Annotated in this window: 15 protein-coding genes and 2 pseudogenes; 13 read left to right on the forward strand and 4 right to left on the reverse strand. The window is 62.7% G+C overall.

What is annotated here, in order from left to right; genetic code table 11:
* Window positions 1-40 precede the first annotated feature (40 nt).
* The 12 genes from LVS58_RS01280 (at window position 41) to LVS58_RS01335 (ending at window position 11,837) form a co-directional block, all read left to right on the forward strand.
* A complete protein-coding gene (locus LVS58_RS01280; RefSeq protein ID WP_233689576.1) occupies window positions 41-610 on the forward strand; it encodes a YqgE/AlgH family protein in 570 nt (189 codons plus the stop codon).
* Entirely contained in the window at window positions 610-1,035 is a 426-nt protein-coding gene (ruvX, locus tag LVS58_RS01285; protein WP_003249316.1) for a Holliday junction resolvase RuvX, read from the forward strand. The genes LVS58_RS01280 and ruvX overlap by 1 nt, the downstream gene beginning before the upstream one ends.
* A gap of 49 nt (window positions 1,036-1,084) precedes the next feature.
* Window positions 1,085-1,603 carry a bifunctional pyr operon transcriptional regulator/uracil phosphoribosyltransferase PyrR gene (gene pyrR / locus LVS58_RS01290; protein ID WP_233689577.1) on the forward strand — a complete coding sequence of 173 codons (519 nt, stop codon included), beginning with the start codon at window positions 1,085-1,087 and terminating at the stop codon, window positions 1,601-1,603.
* A 12-nt stretch (window positions 1,604-1,615) separates the two neighbouring features.
* Window positions 1,616-2,620: an aspartate carbamoyltransferase catalytic subunit gene (locus tag LVS58_RS01295; protein WP_003249311.1), complete on the forward strand. Its 1,005-nt coding sequence runs from the start codon at window positions 1,616-1,618 to the stop codon at window positions 2,618-2,620.
* Window positions 2,617-3,888 carry a dihydroorotase gene (locus LVS58_RS01300; protein WP_233689578.1) on the forward strand — a complete coding sequence of 424 codons (1,272 nt, stop codon included), beginning with the start codon at window positions 2,617-2,619 and terminating at the stop codon, window positions 3,886-3,888. Before LVS58_RS01295 ends, LVS58_RS01300 begins: the two co-directional genes overlap by 4 nt.
* A 245-nt stretch (window positions 3,889-4,133) precedes the next feature.
* Window positions 4,134-4,664: an ATP-dependent protease subunit HslV gene (gene hslV / locus LVS58_RS01305; RefSeq protein ID WP_003249309.1), complete on the forward strand. Its 531-nt coding sequence runs from the start codon at window positions 4,134-4,136 to the stop codon at window positions 4,662-4,664.
* Between the two features lie 74 nt (window positions 4,665-4,738).
* Entirely contained in the window at window positions 4,739-6,082 is a 1,344-nt protein-coding gene (gene hslU, locus LVS58_RS01310) for an ATP-dependent protease ATPase subunit HslU (protein ID WP_051099912.1), read from the forward strand.
* A 156-nt stretch (window positions 6,083-6,238) separates the two neighbouring features.
* Window positions 6,239-6,616: a gamma-butyrobetaine hydroxylase-like domain-containing protein gene (locus tag LVS58_RS01315; RefSeq protein ID WP_233689579.1), complete on the forward strand. Its 378-nt coding sequence runs from the start codon at window positions 6,239-6,241 to the stop codon at window positions 6,614-6,616.
* Window positions 6,617-6,884: 268 nt separating this feature from the next.
* A complete protein-coding gene (phaC, locus tag LVS58_RS01320; protein WP_233689580.1) occupies window positions 6,885-8,564 on the forward strand; it encodes a class II poly(R)-hydroxyalkanoic acid synthase in 1,680 nt (559 codons plus the stop codon).
* A gap of 62 nt (window positions 8,565-8,626) precedes the next feature.
* A complete protein-coding gene (gene phaZ, locus LVS58_RS01325; protein ID WP_233689581.1) occupies window positions 8,627-9,478 on the forward strand; it encodes a poly(3-hydroxyalkanoate) depolymerase in 852 nt (283 codons plus the stop codon).
* Window positions 9,479-9,527: 49 nt separating this feature from the next.
* The gene (gene phaC, locus LVS58_RS01330; RefSeq protein WP_233689582.1) at window positions 9,528-11,210 is read left to right on the forward strand and encodes a class II poly(R)-hydroxyalkanoic acid synthase; all 1,683 of its coding nucleotides are present in this window, start codon (window positions 9,528-9,530) and stop codon (window positions 11,208-11,210) included.
* Between the two features lie 12 nt (window positions 11,211-11,222).
* The gene (locus LVS58_RS01335) at window positions 11,223-11,837 is read left to right on the forward strand and encodes a TetR/AcrR family transcriptional regulator (RefSeq protein ID WP_233689583.1); all 615 of its coding nucleotides are present in this window, start codon (window positions 11,223-11,225) and stop codon (window positions 11,835-11,837) included.
* Window positions 11,838-12,053: 216 nt separating this feature from the next.
* On the opposite strand, the pseudogene LVS58_RS25170 reads toward LVS58_RS01335, so the two are convergent.
* The 3 genes and pseudogenes from LVS58_RS25170 to LVS58_RS01345 all read right to left on the reverse strand — a co-directional run.
* A pseudogene (locus LVS58_RS25170) lies at window positions 12,054-12,314 on the reverse strand (hypothetical protein); the annotation flags it as partial.
* A 33-nt stretch (window positions 12,315-12,347) separates the two neighbouring features.
* Window positions 12,348-12,818, reverse strand: a pseudogene (locus LVS58_RS25175) (phasin family protein); the annotation flags it as partial.
* Window positions 12,745-13,164 (reverse strand): phasin family protein, encoded by a 420-nt coding sequence (locus tag LVS58_RS01345; protein ID WP_014592667.1) that lies wholly within the window; start codon window positions 13,162-13,164, stop codon window positions 12,745-12,747. The gene LVS58_RS01345 and the pseudogene LVS58_RS25175, both read right to left, overlap by 74 nt.
* A 179-nt stretch (window positions 13,165-13,343) precedes the next feature.
* Here LVS58_RS01345 and LVS58_RS01350 point away from each other — a divergent pair, with 179 nt between their 5' ends.
* Window positions 13,344-18,104, forward strand: a complete 4,761-nt coding sequence (locus LVS58_RS01350; RefSeq protein WP_233689585.1) for a DUF6543 domain-containing protein — start codon at window positions 13,344-13,346, stop codon at window positions 18,102-18,104.
* Between the two features lie 18 nt (window positions 18,105-18,122).
* Here the strand turns inward: LVS58_RS01350 and LVS58_RS01355 are convergent, their stop codons facing one another.
* Window positions 18,123-18,398 (reverse strand): polyhydroxyalkanoic acid system family protein, encoded by a 276-nt coding sequence (locus LVS58_RS01355; protein ID WP_003249289.1) that lies wholly within the window; start codon window positions 18,396-18,398, stop codon window positions 18,123-18,125.
* Window position 18,399 lies beyond the last annotated feature (1 nt).

An 18,399-nucleotide genomic window follows, 5' to 3' on the forward strand; every position in this document is an offset into this window, starting at 1 on the left:
CACCTTGTCAGTCTCGCCACCTGGCGCCACACTATCCCCCATGAAAACCCTCGCACCCAGTTACCTCAAGCACCAGTTCCTGATCGCCATGCCGCACATGGCCGATCCGAACTTCGCCCAGACCCTCACGTATATCGTCGAGCACAATGAGCATGGCGCCATGGGCCTGGTGGTCAACCGACCACAGGAACTGAGCCTGGCCGACATCCTCGAGCAGCTGCGCCCGGACGAAACGCCACCGGCCAGCACCTTGCAGGTGCCGATCTACCAGGGTGGCCCGGTACAAACCGACCGCGGCTTCGTGCTGCACAGCAGCGAATGCAATTTCCAGGCCAGCGTGGCGCTGGAAGGGCTGTCGCTGACCACGTCACAGGACATATTGCTGGCTATCGCCGCCGGCGTGGGCCCGAAACAGAGCCTGATCACCTTGGGCTATGCCGGCTGGGAAGCGGGCCAACTGGAGGCGGAACTGGCCGACAACGCCTGGCTGAACTGCCCGTTCGACCCGGAAATCGTCTTCGGCATGGCCAGCGACCTGCGCCTGGAGGCTGCAGCCGCCAGCCTGGGGATCAACCTGCACCTGCTGACCAGCCAGGCGGGCCACGCCTGATGGCTGAGCTACGCCTGCTGCTGGGCTTCGACTATGGCAGCAAACAGATCGGCGTGGCCGTCGGCCAGGTGATTACCGGCCAGGCCCGCGAACTGTGCACCCTGAAGGCGCAGAACGGCGTACCGGACTGGGCCCAGGTGGAAAAGCTGATTGCCGAATGGAAGCCAGATGCCATTGTCGTCGGCCTGCCGCTGAACATGGACGGCACGCCCAGCGAAATGAGCGCCCGCGCCGAAAAGTTCGCCCGCCGCCTGAACGGCCGCTTCAACCTGCCCGTGCACACGCACGACGAGCGCCTGACCACCTTCGAGGCCAAAGGCGAGCGCATGGCCCGTGGCGGCCAGCGTGGCAGCTACCGCGACAACCCGGTCGATGCCATTGCCGCTGCCTTGTTGCTGCAAGGCTGGCTGGAGGCCAATACCTGATCATCTTTGCCGCCGGGCCCTCCCGGCGCCCCCTTCCGAGGAGCCCGCAATGAGCCTACCCAATCCCGCCGAGCTGATCCGGCAGATGGCTGTCGACCTTCGCGCCCACCTGGCGCGCCGGGCAATCACCGAGCCCCGTTACATCGGTATCCGTACCGGCGGCGTCTGGGTTGCCCAGGCCTTGCAGGAGGCCATGGGCGACACCAGCCCAATGGGCACCCTGGACGTGTCGTTCTACCGCGACGACTTCAGCCAGAACGGCCTGCACCCACAAGTGCGCCCGTCCGAGTTGCCGTTCGAAGTCGAAGGCCAGCACCTGGTGCTGGTGGATGACGTGCTGATGAGCGGTCGCACCATCCGCGCGGCGCTCAACGAACTGTTCGATTATGGCCGCCCGGCCAGCGTCACCCTGGTCTGCCTGCTTGACCTGGACGCCGGCGAACTGCCGATTCGCCCGAACGTGCTCGGCGCCACCCTGTCGCTGGCCACCCATGAACGGGTAAAATTGACCGGACCCGCACCGCTCGCCCTCGAGCGCCAGGACCTCGCCTCCGCTTCCGCCCTTTAAGAGTCCCCCGCGATGACGCCAATCGACGCCAAGCGCCCGCTGCAGCTCAATGATCAGGGCCAGCTGCGCCACTTCCTCTCGCTTGACGGTTTGCCCCGCGAACTGCTCACCGAGATCCTCGACACCGCCGACTCCTTCCTGGAAGTCGGTGCCCGGGCTGTGAAAAAAGTCCCGTTGCTGCGGGGCAAGACTGTGTGCAACGTGTTCTTCGAGAACTCGACCCGTACACGGACCACCTTCGAACTGGCAGCCCAGCGCCTGTCGGCCGACGTGATCAGCCTGAACGTGTCGACCTCCTCGACCAGCAAGGGCGAAACCCTGTTCGACACCCTGCGCAACCTCGAAGCCATGGCCGCCGACATGTTCGTCGTACGCCACTCCGACTCCGGTGCCGCGCACTTCATCGCCGAGCACGTGTGCCCGGAAGTGGCCGTGATCAACGGCGGTGACGGCCGCCACGCGCACCCGACCCAAGGCATGCTCGACATGCTCACCATCCGCCGTCACAAAGGCAGCTTCGAAAACCTCTCCGTGGCCATCGTCGGCGACATCCTGCACTCGCGTGTAGCCCGCTCCGACATGCTCGCGCTCAAAGCGCTGGGTTGCCCGGACATCCGCGTGATCGGGCCGAAAACCCTGATTCCGATCGGTATCGAGCAGTACGGCGTAAAGGTCTACACCGACCTCGCCGAAGGCCTGAAAGACGTCGACGTGGTGATCATGCTACGCCTGCAGCGTGAGCGCATGGCCGGTGGCCTGCTGCCCAGCGAAGGCGAGTTCTACCGCCTGTTCGGCCTGACGACCGCGCGCCTGGCCGGGGCCAAGCCCGACGCCATCGTCATGCACCCGGGCCCGATCAACCGTGGCGTGGAAATCGAGTCGGCGGTTGCCGATGGCAAGCACTCGGTGATCCTCAACCAGGTCACCTACGGTATCGCCGTACGCATGGCCGTGCTGTCCATGGCCATGAGCGGGCAGAACGCGCAACGTCAATTGGACCAGGAGAACGCGCAGTGACCATCAGTATTCTCGGCGCCCGGGTCATCGACCCCAACAGCGGCCTGGACCAGGTCACCGACCTGCACCTGGACGGCGGCCGTATTGCCGCCATCGGCGCTGCCCCGGCCGGTTTCAGCGCCAGCCGAACAATTCAGGCTGATGGCCTGGTCGCTGCGCCCGGCCTGGTCGACCTGGGCGTGTCCCTGCGCGAGCCGGGTTACAGCCGCAAAGGCAACATCGCCAGTGAAACCCGCGCTGCCGTTGCCGGCGGTGTCACCAGCCTGTGCTGCCCGCCGCAGACCAAGCCGGTGCTGGACACCTCGGCAGTAGCCGAACTTATCCTTGACCGCGCCCGCGAAGCCGCCAACAGCAAGGTGTACCCAGTCGGCGCCCTGACCAAGGGCCTGGAGGGCGAGCAACTGGCCGAGCTGGTAGCCCTGCGTGACACCGGTTGCGTAGCGTTTGGCAACGGCCTGAAGGAAATCCCCAACAACCGTACCCTGGCCCGTGCCCTGGAGTATGCCGCCACCTTCGATCTGACGGTGGTGTTCCACTCCCAGGACCGTGATCTGGCCCAAGGCGGCCTGGCCCACGAAGGTGCCATGGCCAGCTTCCTCGGCCTGCCGGGCATCCCGGAAAGCGCCGAAACCGTGGCCCTGGCGCGCAACCTGCTGTTGGTGGAACAGAGCGGCGTGCGGGCGCACTTCAGCCAGATCACCAGCGCCCGTGGCGCGCAGTTGATTGCCCAGGCCCAGGAACTCGGCCTGCCGGTAACCGCCGATGTGGCGCTATACCAGCTGATCCTCACCGATGAGTCGCTGCGCGAGTTTTCCAGCCTGTACCATGTGCAGCCTCCGCTGCGCACTGCCAAGGACCGCGATGGCCTACGCGCCGCCGTCAAATCGGGTGTGATCCAGGCCATCTCCAGCCACCACCAGCCGCACGAGCGTGACGCCAAACTGGCCCCGTTCGGCGCCACCGAGCCGGGCATCAGCAGCGTCGAGTTGCTGCTGCCACTGGCCATGACCCTGGTCCAGGACGGCCTGCTCGACCTGCCGACCTTGCTTGCCCGCCTGAGCAGCGGCCCGGCTGCCGCCCTGCGCCTGCCGGCTGGGGAGCTGAAAGTGGGCGGCGCGGCCGACCTGGTGCTCTTCGACCCGCAAGCGTCCACCATTGCTGGCGAACAATGGTTCTCCCGTGGCGAGAACTGCCCGTTCATCGGCCACTGCCTGCCGGGTGCGGTGCGTTATACCTTGGTCGATGGCCACGTCTGCCACGAGGCCTGAGCCCCCCCTGTGGGAGCGGCCTTGTGTCGCGACAGGGCCGCAAAGCGGCCCCAGCAATCTATGCATGATGCCGAGATCCTGGGGCCGCTGCGCGGCCCTTTCGCGACGCAAGGCCGCTCCTACATTGACCGCCTACAACCTTGAGCCTGCACCTACCATTCATCCCCCCCGGTTGAAATCCTTCCCCCCACCCCCATATGAGTCTGCATCAGGCACTTTCGCCCCGCTGCGTGGAGACTCTCCCCTTGACCACAATCGTTTCTGTCCGCCGTAACGGCAAAGTCGTCATGGGCGGCGACGGCCAGGTATCCCTTGGCAACACCGTGATGAAAGGCAACGCCAAAAAGGTGCGCCGCCTGTACCACGGCCAGGTCATCGCGGGCTTCGCCGGCGCCACTGCCGACGCCTTCACCTTGTTTGAGCGCTTTGAAGGCCAGCTGGAAAAACACCAGGGTCACCTGGTACGCGCCGCCGTCGAGCTGGCCAAGGAATGGCGTACCGACCGTTCCCTGAGCCGCCTGGAAGCCATGCTGGCCGTAGCCAACAAGGATGCATCCCTGATCATCACCGGCAACGGTGACGTGGTCGAACCCGAAGACGGCCTGATCGCCATGGGTTCCGGCGGCGCCTATGCCCAGGCCGCAGCCCGTGCCCTGTTGAACAAGACCGACCTCTCTGCCCGCGAAATCGCCGAGACCGCCCTGAACATCGCCGGCGACATCTGCGTGTTCACCAACCACAACCTGACCATCGAGGAGCAGGACCTGGCCGACTGATTCAGCTGTTCTGGCGTCCCGCTGCGAGCGGGACTTTTCCACGCTGACTCACCTGCCCAAGGACCCTATTGATCATGTCCATGACCCCCCGCGAGATTGTCCACGAGCTCAACCGCCACATCATCGGCCAGGACGACGCCAAGCGCGCCGTGGCCATTGCCCTGCGCAATCGCTGGCGGCGCATGCAGCTCCCAGCCGAGCTACGCGCCGAAGTAACCCCTAAGAACATCCTGATGATCGGCCCTACCGGTGTCGGCAAGACCGAAATCGCCCGCCGGCTGGCCAAACTGGCCAACGCGCCGTTCCTCAAGGTCGAAGCCACCAAGTTCACCGAAGTGGGCTACGTGGGCCGCGACGTCGAGTCGATCATCCGTGACCTGGCCGATGCCGCGCTGAAGATGCTGCGCGAGCAAGAAATCATCCGCGTGCGCCACCGCGCCGAAGACGCCGCCGAAGACCGCATCCTCGACGCCCTGCTGCCCCAGGCACGCGTCACCAGCTTCAGCGAAGAAGCCGCACAGACCAGCACCGACTCCAACACCCGCCAGCTGTTCCGCAAGCGCCTGCGCGAAGGCCAGCTGGACGACAAGGAAATCGAGATTGAAGTGGCCGATGCCGTAGGTGTGGAAATTGCTGCGCCGCCCGGCATGGAAGAAATGACCAACCAGCTGCAGAGCCTGTTTGCCAACATGGGCAAGGGCAAACGCAAGGCACGCAAGCTGAAGGTGAAAGAAGCGCTGAAGATGGTTCGCGATGAAGAAGCGAGCCGCCTGGTCAACGAGGAAGAACTCAAGGCCAAGGCCCTGGAAGCGGTCGAACAGCACGGTATCGTGTTCATCGACGAAATCGACAAGGTTGCCAAGCGTGGCAACGTTGGTGGCGCCGACGTGTCCCGTGAAGGCGTGCAGCGCGACCTGCTGCCGCTGATCGAAGGCTGCACCGTCAACACCAAGCTGGGCATGGTCAAGACCGACCACATTCTGTTCATCGCCTCGGGTGCTTTCCACCTGAGCAAGCCGAGCGATCTGGTGCCCGAGCTGCAAGGCCGCCTGCCGATTCGTGTCGAGCTGAAAGCACTGACCCCGGAAGACTTCGAGCGTATCCTGCAGGAGCCGCACGCGTCGCTGACCGAGCAGTACCAGGCATTGCTGAAGACCGAAGGCCTGAACATCGAATTCCTCGCCGACGGCATCAAGCGCCTGGCCGAGATTGCCTACCAGGTCAACGAGAAGACCGAAAACATCGGTGCCCGCCGCCTGCACACCCTGCTCGAGCGCTTGCTCGAAGAGGTGTCGTTCAGTGCCGGCGACCTGGCCAGCACCCATGACGAAGCGCCGATCCAGATCGACGCGGCGTATGTGAACAGCCACCTGGGTGAGCTGGCACAGAACGAAGACCTGTCGCGTTACATCCTGTAAGGCCGGTTTCGACAGTTTCGCGGGCAAGCCCGCCCCTACACGGACCATCGGTATGTCGTGGCCTGTGTAGGCGCGGGTTTATCCGCGAAAGGGCCCTTGAATCCCTCCCCCATAAGCTGGAAGCTGTGCTTCATCAGCTCCCGAGAGATTCTGCCCATGGCCCGCCTGCCCACCGCCATCAACCTGCACAAAGCCTCCAAAACCCTCAGCCTCACCTACGCACCCGGCGAGGTCTACCACCTGCCGGCTGAATTCCTGCGCGTGCACTCGCCCTCCGCCGAGGTCCAGGGCCACGGCAACCCCATCCTGCAGTTCGGCAAGATCAACGTCGGCCTCAGTGGCCTGGAACCTGCCGGCCAATATGCACTGAAATTGACCTTCGACGACGGCCATGACAGCGGCTTGTTCACTTGGGAATACCTTGAGCAACTGTGCCTGCGCCAGGAACAACTGTGGGCGGAATACCTCGACGCGTTGCACAAGGCCGGCAAATCCCGCGACCCGGCCGAATCTGTGGTCAAGCTCATGCTCTAGCGCAAGGCCTGTGGGGTTTAGAGCGCATTTTCTAAATTCATCTGTTTGAATGACTTGCAGACAGCCCAGTGAAGGGCTGTCTTGCGCATTACACGAAAGTCGGGTAACCAATGGGTGTGGCAAGTTCCCTGCATTACTTTGCAGGTCGTCAGAACCCACGCAGCACCGCTGTTCCTTATCACTGGTCACCCGAGTAGCAGTACCGGGCTCAGGGCTGTGCACCCACCACAGCAACCGGTACTCGTCTCAGGACAACGGAGCGTCGTAGATGAGTAACAAGAACAACGATGAGCTGCAGCGGCAGGCCTCGGAAAACACCCTGGGGCTGAACCCGGTCATCGGCATCCGCCGCAAGGACCTGTTGAGCTCGGCACGCACCGTGCTGCGCCAGGCCGTGCGCCAACCGCTGCACAGCGCCAAGCATATGGCCCACTTTGGCCTGGAGCTGAAGAACGTGCTGCTGGGCAAATCCAGCCTGGCCCCGGACAGCGACGACCGTCGCTTCAATGACCCGGCCTGGAGCCACAACCCGCTGTACCGCCGCTACCTGCAAACCTACCTGGCCTGGCGCAAGGAGCTGCAGGACTGGGTCAGCAGCAGCGACCTGTCCCCCCATGACATCAGCCGCGGCCAGTTCGTCATCAACCTGATGACCGAGGCCATGGCGCCGACCAATACCCTGTCCAACCCGGCTGCGGTCAAACGCTTCTTCGAAACCGGCGGCAAGAGCCTGCTCGATGGCCTGTCCAATTTGGCCAAGGACATGGTCAATAACGGTGGCATGCCCAGCCAGGTGAACATGGATGCCTTTGAAGTGGGCAAGAACCTGGGCACCAGCGAAGGCGCGGTGGTGTACCGCAACGATGTGCTGGAACTGATCCAGTACAGCCCCATCACCGAGCAGGTGCATGCCCGCCCGCTGCTGGTGGTGCCGCCGCAGATCAACAAGTTCTACGTGTTCGACCTCAGCCCGGAAAAGAGCCTGGCGCGCTTCTGCCTGCGCTCGCAGCAGCAGACCTTCATCATCAGTTGGCGCAACCCGACAAAGGCCCAGCGCGAGTGGGGCCTGTCCACCTATATCGATGCGCTGAAAGAAGCAGTCGACGCGGTGTTGGCGATTACCGGCAGCAAAGACTTGAACATGCTCGGCGCCTGCTCCGGCGGCATCACCTGTACCGCTCTGGTGGGCCACTATGCCGCCATTGGCGAGAACAAGGTCAACGCCCTGACCCTGCTGGTCAGCGTGCTGGACACCACCCTGGACAACCAGGTTGCATTGTTTGTCGACGAGCAGACCCTGGAGGCCGCCAAGCGCCATTCTTATCAGGCGGGCGTGCTGGAAGGCAGCGAAATGGCCAAGGTGTTCGCCTGGATGCGCCCCAACGACCTGATCTGGAACTACTGGGTCAACAACTACCTGCTCGGCAATGAGCCCCCGGTGTTCGACATCCTGTTCTGGAACAACGACACCACGCGCCTGCCGGCCGCCTTCCACGGCGACCTGATCGAAATGTTCAAGACCAACCCGCTGACCCGCCCCGAAGCCCTGGAAGTGTGCGGCACCGCGATCGACCTGAAACAGGTCAAATGCGACATCTACAGCCTCGCCGGCACCAACGACCATATCACCCCATGGCAGTCGTGCTACCGCTCGGCACATCTGTTCGGCGGCAAGATCGAATTCGTACTGTCCAACAGCGGGCATATCCAGAGCATCCTCAACCCGCCGGGCAACCCGAAGGCACGCTTCATGACCGGTGCCGACCGCCCAGGGGACCCGGTGGCCTGGCAGGAAAACGCCACCAAGCATGCAGACTCCTGGTGGCTGCACTGGCAAAGTTGGCTGGGCGAGCGTGCCGGCGCGCTGAAAAAGGCACCGACCCGCCTGGGCAACCGTGCCTACGCGGCCGGCGAAGCCTCCCCAGGCACCTACGTTCACGAGCGTTGAGTTACAGCGCCGTGGTGGCCTGCGGGGCGCCACGGTGTTTACTTCACCCAAGAGTCACGTGCATGCCGCAACCCTATATTTTCAGGACCGTCGAGCTGGACAACCAGTCCATCCGCACTGCTGTGCGCCCCGGCAAGCCGCACCTGACGCCGTTGCTGATCTTCAACGGCATCGGCGCCAACCTCGAGCTGGTGTTCCCCTTCATCGACGCACTAGACCCGGACCTGGAAGTCATCGCCTTCGATGTGCCCGGGGTCGGCGGCTCGTCCACTCCACGTCACCCGTATCGCTTCCCTGGGCTGGCCAAGCTGACCGCGCGGATGCTCGACTACCTCGACTACGGCCAGGTCAACGTCATCGGTGTGTCCTGGGGCGGCGCCCTGGCTCAGCAGTTTGCTCACGATTACCCCGAGCGCTGCAAGAAGCTGGTGCTGGCCGCCACCGCTGCCGGTGCGGTCATGGTACCAGGCAAGCCCAAAGTGCTGTGGATGATGGCCAGCCCCCGGCGTTACGTGCAGCCGTCGCATGTCATCCGCATTGCACCGATGATCTATGGCGGTGGCTTCCGGCGTGACCCCGACCTGGCCATGCACCATGCCGCCAAGGTGCGCTCCGGCGGCAAGCTGGGCTACTACTGGCAGCTGTTCGCCGGGCTCGGCTGGACCAGCATCCACTGGCTGCACAAGATTCAGCAGCCCACCCTGGTACTGGCCGGCGACGACGACCCGCTGATCCCGCTGATCAACATGCGCCTGCTGGCCTGGCGGATTCCCAATGCCCAGCTACACATTATCGACGACGGCCATCTGTTCCTGATCACCCGTGCCGAAGCCGTCGCCCCGATCATCATGAAGTTCCTGCAGCAAGAACGTCAGCGTGCGGTCATGCATCCCCGTCCGGCCTCGGGGGGGTGAAATAGCTGCGGCCTGGCAGGGGAATTGGATTAGACGAGGGAGTGTTGCCATGAAAGACAAAACGGCCAAAGGATCGACAACGCTCCCCGCCACCCGCATGAACGTGCAAAACGCCATCCTCGGCCTTCGTGGCCGCGACCTGCTTTCCACGTTGCGCAACGTTGGCCGCCACGGTCTGCGCCACCCACTGCATACCGCGCATCATCTGCTGGCGCTTGGCGGGCAGTTGGGGCGGGTGATGCTGGGGGACACGCCCTACCAGCCCAACCCGCGTGACGCACGCTTCAGCGACCCGACCTGGAGCCAGAACCCGTTCTATCGCCGCGGCCTGCAGGCCTATCTGGCCTGGCAGAAGCAGACACGGCAGTGGATCGATGAAAGCCACTTGAACGACGATGATCGAGCCCGCGCCCACTTCCTGTTCAACCTGATCAATGATGCGCTGGCGCCCAGCAACTCGCTGCTCAATCCGCTGGCGGTCAAGGAGCTGTTCAACACCGGCGGCCAGAGCCTGGTGCGCGGCGTGGCCCACCTGCTCGACGACCTGCGTCACAACGATGGGCTGCCGCGTCAGGTGGACGAGCGCGCCTTCGAAGTAGGCGCCAACCTGGCTGCGACCCCTGGCGCAGTGGTATTTCGCAACGAGCTGCTGGAGCTGATCCAGTACTCGCCGATGAGCGAAAAGCAGCACGCACGCCCACTGCTGGTCGTGCCGCCTCAAATCAACAAGTTCTACATCTTCGACCTCAGCGCCACCAACAGCTTTGTCCAGTACATGCTCAAGAGCGGCTTGCAGGTGTTCATGGTCAGTTGGCGCAACCCGGACCCGCGCCACCGTGAATGGGGCCTTTCCAGCTACGTGCAAGCCCTGGAGGAAGCGCTCAATGCCTGCCGCAGTATCAGCGGCAACCGCGACCCCAACCTGATGGGCGCCTGCGCCGGTGGCCTGACCATGGCCGCACTGCAAGGCCACCTGCAAGCCAAGAAGCAATTGCGCCGGGTACGCAGTGCCACCTATCTGGTCAGCTTGCTGGACAGCAAGTTCGAAAGCCCGGCCAGCCTGTTCGCCGATGAGCAGACCATCGAAGCGGCCAAGCGCCGCTCTTATCAGCGCGGCGTGCTGGACGGTGGTGAAGTGGCGCGGATCTTCGCCTGGATGCGGCCCAACGACCTGATCTGGAACTACTGGGTCAACAACTACCTGCTCGGCAAGACACCGCCGGCGTTCGACATACTGTACTGGAATGCCGACAGCACGCGCCTGCCCGCCGCGCTGCATGGCGACCTGCTGGAATTTTTCAAGCTCAACCCCTTGACCTACCCGGCCGGGCTGGAGGTGTGCGGTACGCCGATCGACCTGCAGCAGGTCAACCTGGACAGCTTTACCGTGGCCGGCAGCAACGACCACATCACGCCATGGGACGCGGTGTACCGCTCGGCCTTGCTGCTGGGTGGCGAACGGCGTTTCGTGCTGGCCAACAGCGGGCATATCCAGAGCATCATCAACCCGCCAGGCAACCCCAAGGCCTACTACCTGGCCAACCCCAAGCTGAGCAGTGACCCACGCGCCTGGTTCCACGACGCCAAGCGCAGTGAAGGCAGCTGGTGGCCGTTGTGGCTGGAGTGGATCACCGCACGCTCGGGCCTGCTCAAGGCGCCGCGCACTGAACTGGGCAACGCCACTTACCCACCGCTAGGCCCCGCGCCAGGCACCTACGTGCTGACCCGATGAGCTGCTGACTGGATGAAAACCCGCGACCGTATCCTTGAATGCGCCCTGCAGTTGTTCAACCAGCAGGGCGAACCCAACGTGTCCACCCTGGAAATTGCCAACGAACTCGGTATCAGCCCAGGCAACCTGTATTACCACTTCCATGGCAAGGAGCCCTTGGTACTGGGCTTGTTCGAGCGTTTTGAGGAAGCGTTGATGCCGTTGCTGGACCCGCCGCTGGAGGTGCGGCTGGAAGCAGAGGATTACTGGCTGTTTCTGCACCTGATCGTCGAGCGCATGGCTCAGTACCGCTTCCTGTTCCAGGACTTGTCCAACCTGACCGGGCGCCTGCCCAAGCTCGCCCGGGGCATGCGCAGCCTGATCAATGCAATCAAACGCACGCTGGCGGCGCTGTTGGCCAGCCTGAAGAGCCAAGGGCTGGTGGAGAGTGATACCCAGGCGCTGGGGCAACTGGTTGAGCAGATCACACTGACGCTGATGTTCTCGCTGGATTACCAGCGCGTGCTGGGGCGCGAGGGGGATGTGGGGATCGTGGTGTACCAGGTGATGATGCTGGTGGCCCCGCACCTGCAGACCCAGGCCCGGGCGGCGGCGGAGCAGCTGGCAGTGAAGTACCTGGAGGGCTAGGCCTGCTGGAGATGGAGTGTTGCAGCCGACGCATTCGCGGGTAAACCCGCTCCTACAAGGTTTGGCACACCCTGTGGGAGCGGGCGAGCCCGCGAAAAAGGCGACGCGGTATCAGATCAGGGTACCGGTGCCAGTCGGTGCCGACGGCGCGCTGCTGGCCGGGGTGGCGGCAGGTGCCGGTGCTGTGGTCGCAGCAGGCGCAGCGCTGGCAGCTGGTGCTGCTGGTTTGGCCGCTGCTGGTTTGGCTGGAGCTTTCTTCACCGCAGGTTTCTTGGCTGCCGCAGGTTTGGCCGCTGCCGGTTTTGCTGCAGGCTTGGCTGCAGGTTTTTCCGCTGCGGTTTTGGTTGCGGGTTTTGCCGCTGCGGTTTTAGCAGCAGGTTTGGCCGCCGCCGTTTTCGCCGCAGGTTTGGCTGCTGCCTTGGCCAATGGCTTGGCCGCAGCCTTGCTCGCCGCCGGCTTGGTTGCTGCAGCGCGCGACGAAATCGGCGTAACCGAAGCACCAGTCAGCTTCTCGATCTGCTTGGTCAGGCTGTCCACTTGCTGGTGCAGTGCCTTGATCTCGTTGCGGCTCGGCACGCCAAGGCGCGAGATGGCACTGTTAAGGCGCTTGTCGAAGGCTTCTTCAAGTTCGCTCCACTTGCCCAGCGCACGGTCCTTCACGCCCGACACCCGCGAAGTGGTCGAAGACTTGGCCGTCTCGGCAACCTCTTCAGCCGTCTTTTTCGCCTGCTTCTCGGCCTTCTCGCCATCCTTCACCAGCGAGTCGAACAGCTTCGGGCCGTCCTGGTCGATCTTCGAATAGATACCCAGCCCCGCCAGCCAGATCTTGCGGGAGTATTTCTCGATCCCGCCGACCCAGGAGCTGCCTTCTTTTTCGGTGTTCTTCTTGCCAGCCATCCTGCTCTCCTTATGGTTTGTGCGCGACGCGCTCAAGCAGCTCATGCAACTGTTCAAGCTTGATCGACAACGCCTCAACGTCATGTTTAGACGGAATACCCAGGCGATTCAAGGCGCGACCGACCCGTGCGTCGAAAGCTTTTTCGATCTTGTCGAGTTGAATTTCTACCTTGCCACGTACGCGGCTCACTTCTTCACCGACTTCGTCAAGCTGGTGGTTGGCGGCATCGAGCTCTTTGTCGATGCGCTTCTTGCCGCGCGTCTCAACACCTTCACCCGCCCTGACCAACTCTTTGAAATAGTCAGAGCCTTCCTGACCAACGCGGGCGTAGGCGCCGATACCGGCCAGCCAGATCTTGCGCGCATAGCCGCGCACCTCGCCAAGCGTGCCCAGGGCTTCGTCTTTTTTCTTCACAATCACTTTGGCCATGCTGTGTACCTCATGCTCATGAGTGGTGGAAAACCGCCCATGGAGGCTGGGCTTGAGCATAAGGTAGGGAAGAAAATTAGAAACCTCACCCTAAGGTCTTCGTCGCCACATCTATATACCGCAAGCCCCTTTGACCATAACGCTAGCGTCGCAGGCTCCCCCTTACGGACATCGACGCCATGACCGCTGTAGCAAACCCACCCAGGCTGACGTTCAAGCAAAGCGTGGCAGCCTGTTTCGCCAAACGACCCAGCCTGCGGGACGTTTTATCAAAAGAAGCATTCCAGATTTTCAGCGACCGGTACCCATGGTTGCACCGCAACCACCCTCACATCACATCGCTCGATCCTTTCGTCATCCTGCATGCACCGGCCAGCACCGATGATCGCTCACGTCAGAGCGGGCTGGTGGACGAGCTTCTCAGGCATTTTCTGGCCAAGGAACGAGTGCAACTGGGCGCCGCAGACAGGCTGAGCATCAGCCCGCCCCATGTGTTTAAAATTCAGGAGCAAGGCCAGGACAACATCCGCCAACCCGAAATCCTGCCGGACCTGACGAAGCTCAACGATGACTTCGACACAGTGCTTGGCGCGTTGGTACCCGCCTTCCAGCAAGCCCAGATCGGCTTCTGGAACGGGCTCGACGAAGACAGCCAAGTCTCGCGCATGCTCTGGCTGGAACACACCATCAAGGCTGCACTGCTCGAGAACCTCCCTCGCCAAGGCCTTGAGGATGATGAAAAGGCGGCTATGTACGCCCTGCTCGACGGGGTCCACGACAGCCTGGCTGTCGAGGCGATACAAGTCACGCTCGGAACGGATGGTGGGGCACACACCGTTACCCTACCGGACCTGTTGCTCATCATCACAAGTGGCAACCGCAACCTGGTTCTGCAATGCAAGCCCTGCGGTTCGGTTCGTCGCCATGTCGACCTGCCCAGCTTTGCCACTGCGCTGCAACGGCAGCTAGCGCAACGCTATCGCTTCGAAGCGTTGTCCTGGGCGCACACACCTGTGATCGGACGCCCTTTCGCCTTCCAGGCCAGGCAACTGCTGAACGATATCCTTGACGACATTGGACGCCTGCGTATTGGAGACCTGGCAACCGTCGACGAGCTGGAGCGACAACTGCGCCAGGTGAGCGACCCGTCAGCTTACTTCTTCGACCTGCCTTCGCAGGAACAAGCCGCACCCGCCGTCAGCCCTCCGCAATGGCTGGTCAATGCCAACGCTGAGGACCGCTACGCCTATCACACTGCACTGCTTGAGCTGGCGGCGAACCAAGGTCGGTCGAAGGGCTGCACATCGCTGGGCGATGTCGAAGATATCCGCGATTATGCCGCTCGCCGCTTGCGTGAGACCCTGCAAACCAGCTACCCCGACAAGGCGGTACACGACCCGAACAAGGTGCACATCCGCATTTCCCAGGCCATCATCGGCGTCGGCACACAAGGGCAGTCACTGTTCTTGCGCACGGTGCCCCTGACCGACCTGGCAATTTCACGCCTGCGGCTGGAAGCTGGCGAGGTGATGAGCGGGATGAGTTTCGAGGACGGCTCGCCTGTGACCGACTGGCTGAGCATCGACCAGATAAGGGGCCTGATTCATGAGGTCGACATCGGCGGTCACTACCCCTCCTACCTGAAGGACCAAGTCAACAGCCAACCGCGCAGGGCCGAGCGAATCCGACAGCATGCCAGGGAATGGCGCTACGCCCTTCGGTTCAGCACCCTGAAGGCCAAGATCGAACGACAGCTTGGCGAAACGGCAAGCCAGGCAATGCTCAGGTTCTGCCAGGGCACGGACAATGGCGCTGACCTTCTGCGCATCGCCCCCCTGGCGTTCCTTTGCGCGCCTGGCGCTTCGGCAAGCGATGTGGCGCACGGGATGTTCATCATCGAAATACCGGAAAGCGGCAGCTGGGTCTTGTACCGCCCATTCTATGCCAACCGGGCGTTGCAGGAATTTGGGACCCTCGAATTGCTGATGGACGCAATCCGCAGCGGGGGCGAACTGCAAGAGAGCGTATTGGCCTGGCTCGAGGATGACACACGTCCGATTTACCAGAACGACGGGTTCAAGCACCCGCACCTGCACCCGAACATTTCCAAGCTGACGCATCTGCTCAACGTACAGGTCCAGCTGCTGGATGTGCTTTTGCAACGCCTGAGCCGCCCGGTCCAGGCCTCGTTCCAGGCCTGGACGGATGATCTGGACACCCATCTGTTCAACGCCCGCATCGAGACCATGTTATTCGCCTCAGCCAGCAACAGCGTCTCCAATGCGCAGGAAGTGCGGGCTTTGGTGAAAGAGGCTGCCTGGGCGATCTTCAATACCGTCACCCAGCTTTGGCACGGCCCGATGACCACTCTGGTGTGGCTGGTCGTGGCGCTGTCGGCGGCCAAGGACGATGTGGAGGCGCTGATCAAGCGCAGCGGTGACGATAAGATCGTCGCAGCCATCGACCTGCTCACCAACCTGGCCTTGCTCCTTGCCCATCGCCCCGCAACGCCACCTGCCAGCAGCGAAGGGGCCACTTCACTACGTTTTTCAGGCCCTGCGCCGAAGGAAGAGTCCCCGCCCACAGCGCTCGAGCAGCCCCAGAAGAAACCGTGGCAGGCCCCCGTCGAGGCGCCGCAGCCCACGCTCGTGCGTGTAGATGGCTGGCATGACGGCCAGCGCCTGAGCAACCTGTCGGTGCAGGAGCGCCAGTCGCTGGCACAACTGCAAGCCTTGCAGCCACTGGAAGCGCCCGCGCCCCTGACAGGTGGCCGTTTGCGTGGGTTGTTCAAGATCGCCGGCCGTTACTACGTCAAGCTGGGCGATGGTGTGTATGAGGTCATCGAGACCTGGAACGGCATGCAGGTCATCGGCCCCGAGCCGAGCAACAGCGAATGGGTGTCCCAATGGGATGGCACCCCGGACGGCTACCATATCGTTGGCCGTGAGCGCCAGAAAGGCCCCTGGCTGACACGCTGGAATGGCCAATGGACCGTGAACCTGAACCTCTCTGGCGGCATGCCAAGGAACAGGCAATCCATCAGCGCTGAAAACCGCCAGCGCTTCGACACGTTGAGCACAACCGCCACGGCGAACCAACAAGCACTGAATCAGATGGTGCCACTTATGGAACGCAGCCGAGCGCAACTGCAGGCTTATGACGAGCTCGCTCTGGAGTACAGCCTGGCTGTGGATGCACTACCTGCGCAGGAGCGCGCTTCACCGCCACCCGCATTGCAACTTCAGAAACAGGCACTCAAAGCCCAGCGCCTGCGCCACTTGCCGGAAATCAGGGCATCCGCGCTCTACCTGGAACGGCAGAGCACGCTGTTGCATGGGAACATCGAAGTATTCAAGGAGATGGCCGAACCACGGTTCAGCAAAGTCGACACCCGAGCCCCGAGCCGACGCCGATACGGCAATTGGTACGGTGCAGCCATCGAAAACGACATGCTGCTGTGCCGACGCTTGCTGGAGCAGGTCGACCACCAGGCACTGAGCGCACAGGCCATCGGGCTGCCCCGCGTTCCAGAGACTGCCGAGCAAATACAGCAATACCTCGATTATCGCGAACGGATACGCGATTCTAGCCAGGCCAGCCGTCGCCTGCTTGTCGTCAGCCAGCGGCTGGACCGGATCCTGGCGGAAACACTGCAGGACCCCAAGATCGATTTTGCCAATAAAGCCACGAAACTCGCACAGACCATTCGAAGCAGGACATATTCGACACTGGTCATTCGGGCCCAGTTGCTCAGCGACCTGGCTTACCTCACCGTGGACAAGACTCGGCTCACTGCGGACACGGCCGAGCATTTGATTGCCATGCGCGCGTCGCTCAGCGGTATCGAGTTCAGCCGCACGGTATGGAGCCACGACGGGCTGGCAGCCACCGAAGAGACGGCCCAGGTCAAAGCCGAACTGCTTGAGGATATCCTTCAGAAATACCGTTCCGTGCTGGATCGCGCCCAATACATGAGGACACTGGATTCGCCTGCGCTGGTCGCTGACGTACTGGACGAATACATACGCGAACTGTCCACGATTACCCAGATCACGGAACAGCAACTGAGCGCGACCTTGACCAACCTCGACAGCGGCATCAATCCCTCCTCGCCAACGTCCTACCATCGCCCCACAACGATCAAACGCCGGGTCATCCGTGTTGACCGAGGACGACCGCTGCTGGTGGAGATCGACCAAATGGGCAACCGTGCCATCCAGCGTAATGCGTTCAACCATGAGCCGGCAGGCACTTTCACGCAACGCGACGGGGTGTGGCATGCCGTGCCTGAGCAAGCGCGGCCGGCCCCGCGCGACCGGGCACAGTTGCGCCAACGAGCGAACCGCCTGCTGGCAGAGGTGGATGGGAAAATCGCGTTTGCCGCTCACTATGCCGATGAGCCCAACAGCCTCAGCGACTTTCTGGAATGGCCGGCAGGTGACATGCGCGAAGTGCAACAGCATCTGAGCGAGCTGAACAACCCGCTGGATAACGGCCTGGTCGACCTCCTGCGTGCAGCGGTAGACCGCGTCCATCACGAAAGGCTTCGGCTACTCACCAACGCGTATCTGAACACCCGCCATCCCGACGGCAAGGCGTTGCGCTTCCTGGCTGAGCAGGATCGGATACGGATCAGGCAGACCGTGATGCGCCGCCAGCTTCGTCACGCCCATGATTACCTCGACGTCTACGAGGTGCGCGATGTGCAAGCGCCTCGCAGGGTACTGTGGGAGGCGCACTTTCACTATTCCAGCCTGGATGCGAGCGCCCATGACTTCGTCAAGGGCCACCTCAAGTTCTGGGATGCAGGCGTAAAAGGCCGCAAGGCCATGCTCGAGCAAGCCGCAGACGCACGCGAGCGCATCGCGATCTACCGCGGCGACCTGCGCCTTGACCAGGTGATTGGCATCATTCCCTTCCCGGAGAACGCGTCACAATAGCCAGCTGGGCGCCCCAGGTCAGGCCAGGGCCTTGTCCAGCGCCCGCTCGATCTCACCCTTGATGGTACCGCTCATCATCGACAGCATCATGCCCAGCTTCAATTCGACGCGGATGCTGTCGTCCCCAATATGCACGCTGCCATTGGCGCCACTGCGCGCAACGTCCACGCGGTCTCCGTTCCAGGTGGCCTTGAGGTCGTACTCGCGGCTGAGCTTGTCGACCAGCGCTTCGGCCTTGGCGCGGGCGGCATCACGGCCGAGAGAGTGTTTGCGTTCGACGCTGATCTGGGTCATG

The organism is Pseudomonas sp. JR33AA, assembly GCF_021378985.1.
Classification (GTDB): Bacteria; Pseudomonadota; Gammaproteobacteria; order Pseudomonadales; family Pseudomonadaceae; genus Aquipseudomonas; species Aquipseudomonas alloputida.

Excerpts from the sequence above, each read along its gene's own strand:
- LVS58_RS01280 (WP_233689576.1), top strand. The coding sequence starts at position 41 with ATGAAAACCCTCGCACCCAGTTACCTCAAGCACCAGTTCCTGATCGCC.
- ruvX (WP_003249316.1), top strand. The coding sequence starts at position 610 with ATGGCTGAGCTACGCCTGCTGCTGGGCTTCGACTATGGCAGCAAACAG.
- pyrR (WP_233689577.1), top strand. The coding sequence starts at position 1,085 with ATGAGCCTACCCAATCCCGCCGAGCTGATCCGGCAGATGGCTGTCGAC.
- LVS58_RS01295 (WP_003249311.1), top strand. The coding sequence starts at position 1,616 with ATGACGCCAATCGACGCCAAGCGCCCGCTGCAGCTCAATGATCAGGGC.
- hslU (WP_051099912.1), top strand. The coding sequence starts at position 4,739 with ATGTCCATGACCCCCCGCGAGATTGTCCACGAGCTCAACCGCCACATC.
- LVS58_RS01315 (WP_233689579.1), top strand. The coding sequence starts at position 6,239 with ATGGCCCGCCTGCCCACCGCCATCAACCTGCACAAAGCCTCCAAAACC.
- phaC (WP_233689580.1), top strand. The coding sequence starts at position 6,885 with ATGAGTAACAAGAACAACGATGAGCTGCAGCGGCAGGCCTCGGAAAAC.
- phaZ (WP_233689581.1), top strand. The coding sequence starts at position 8,627 with ATGCCGCAACCCTATATTTTCAGGACCGTCGAGCTGGACAACCAGTCC.
- phaC (WP_233689582.1), top strand. The coding sequence starts at position 9,528 with ATGAAAGACAAAACGGCCAAAGGATCGACAACGCTCCCCGCCACCCGC.
- LVS58_RS01335 (WP_233689583.1), top strand. The coding sequence starts at position 11,223 with ATGAAAACCCGCGACCGTATCCTTGAATGCGCCCTGCAGTTGTTCAAC.
- LVS58_RS01345 (WP_014592667.1), bottom strand. The coding sequence starts at position 13,164 with ATGGCCAAAGTGATTGTGAAGAAAAAAGACGAAGCCCTGGGCACGCTT.
- LVS58_RS01350 (WP_233689585.1), top strand. The coding sequence starts at position 13,344 with ATGACCGCTGTAGCAAACCCACCCAGGCTGACGTTCAAGCAAAGCGTG.
- LVS58_RS01355 (WP_003249289.1), bottom strand. The coding sequence starts at position 18,398 with ATGACCCAGATCAGCGTCGAACGCAAACACTCTCTCGGCCGTGATGCC.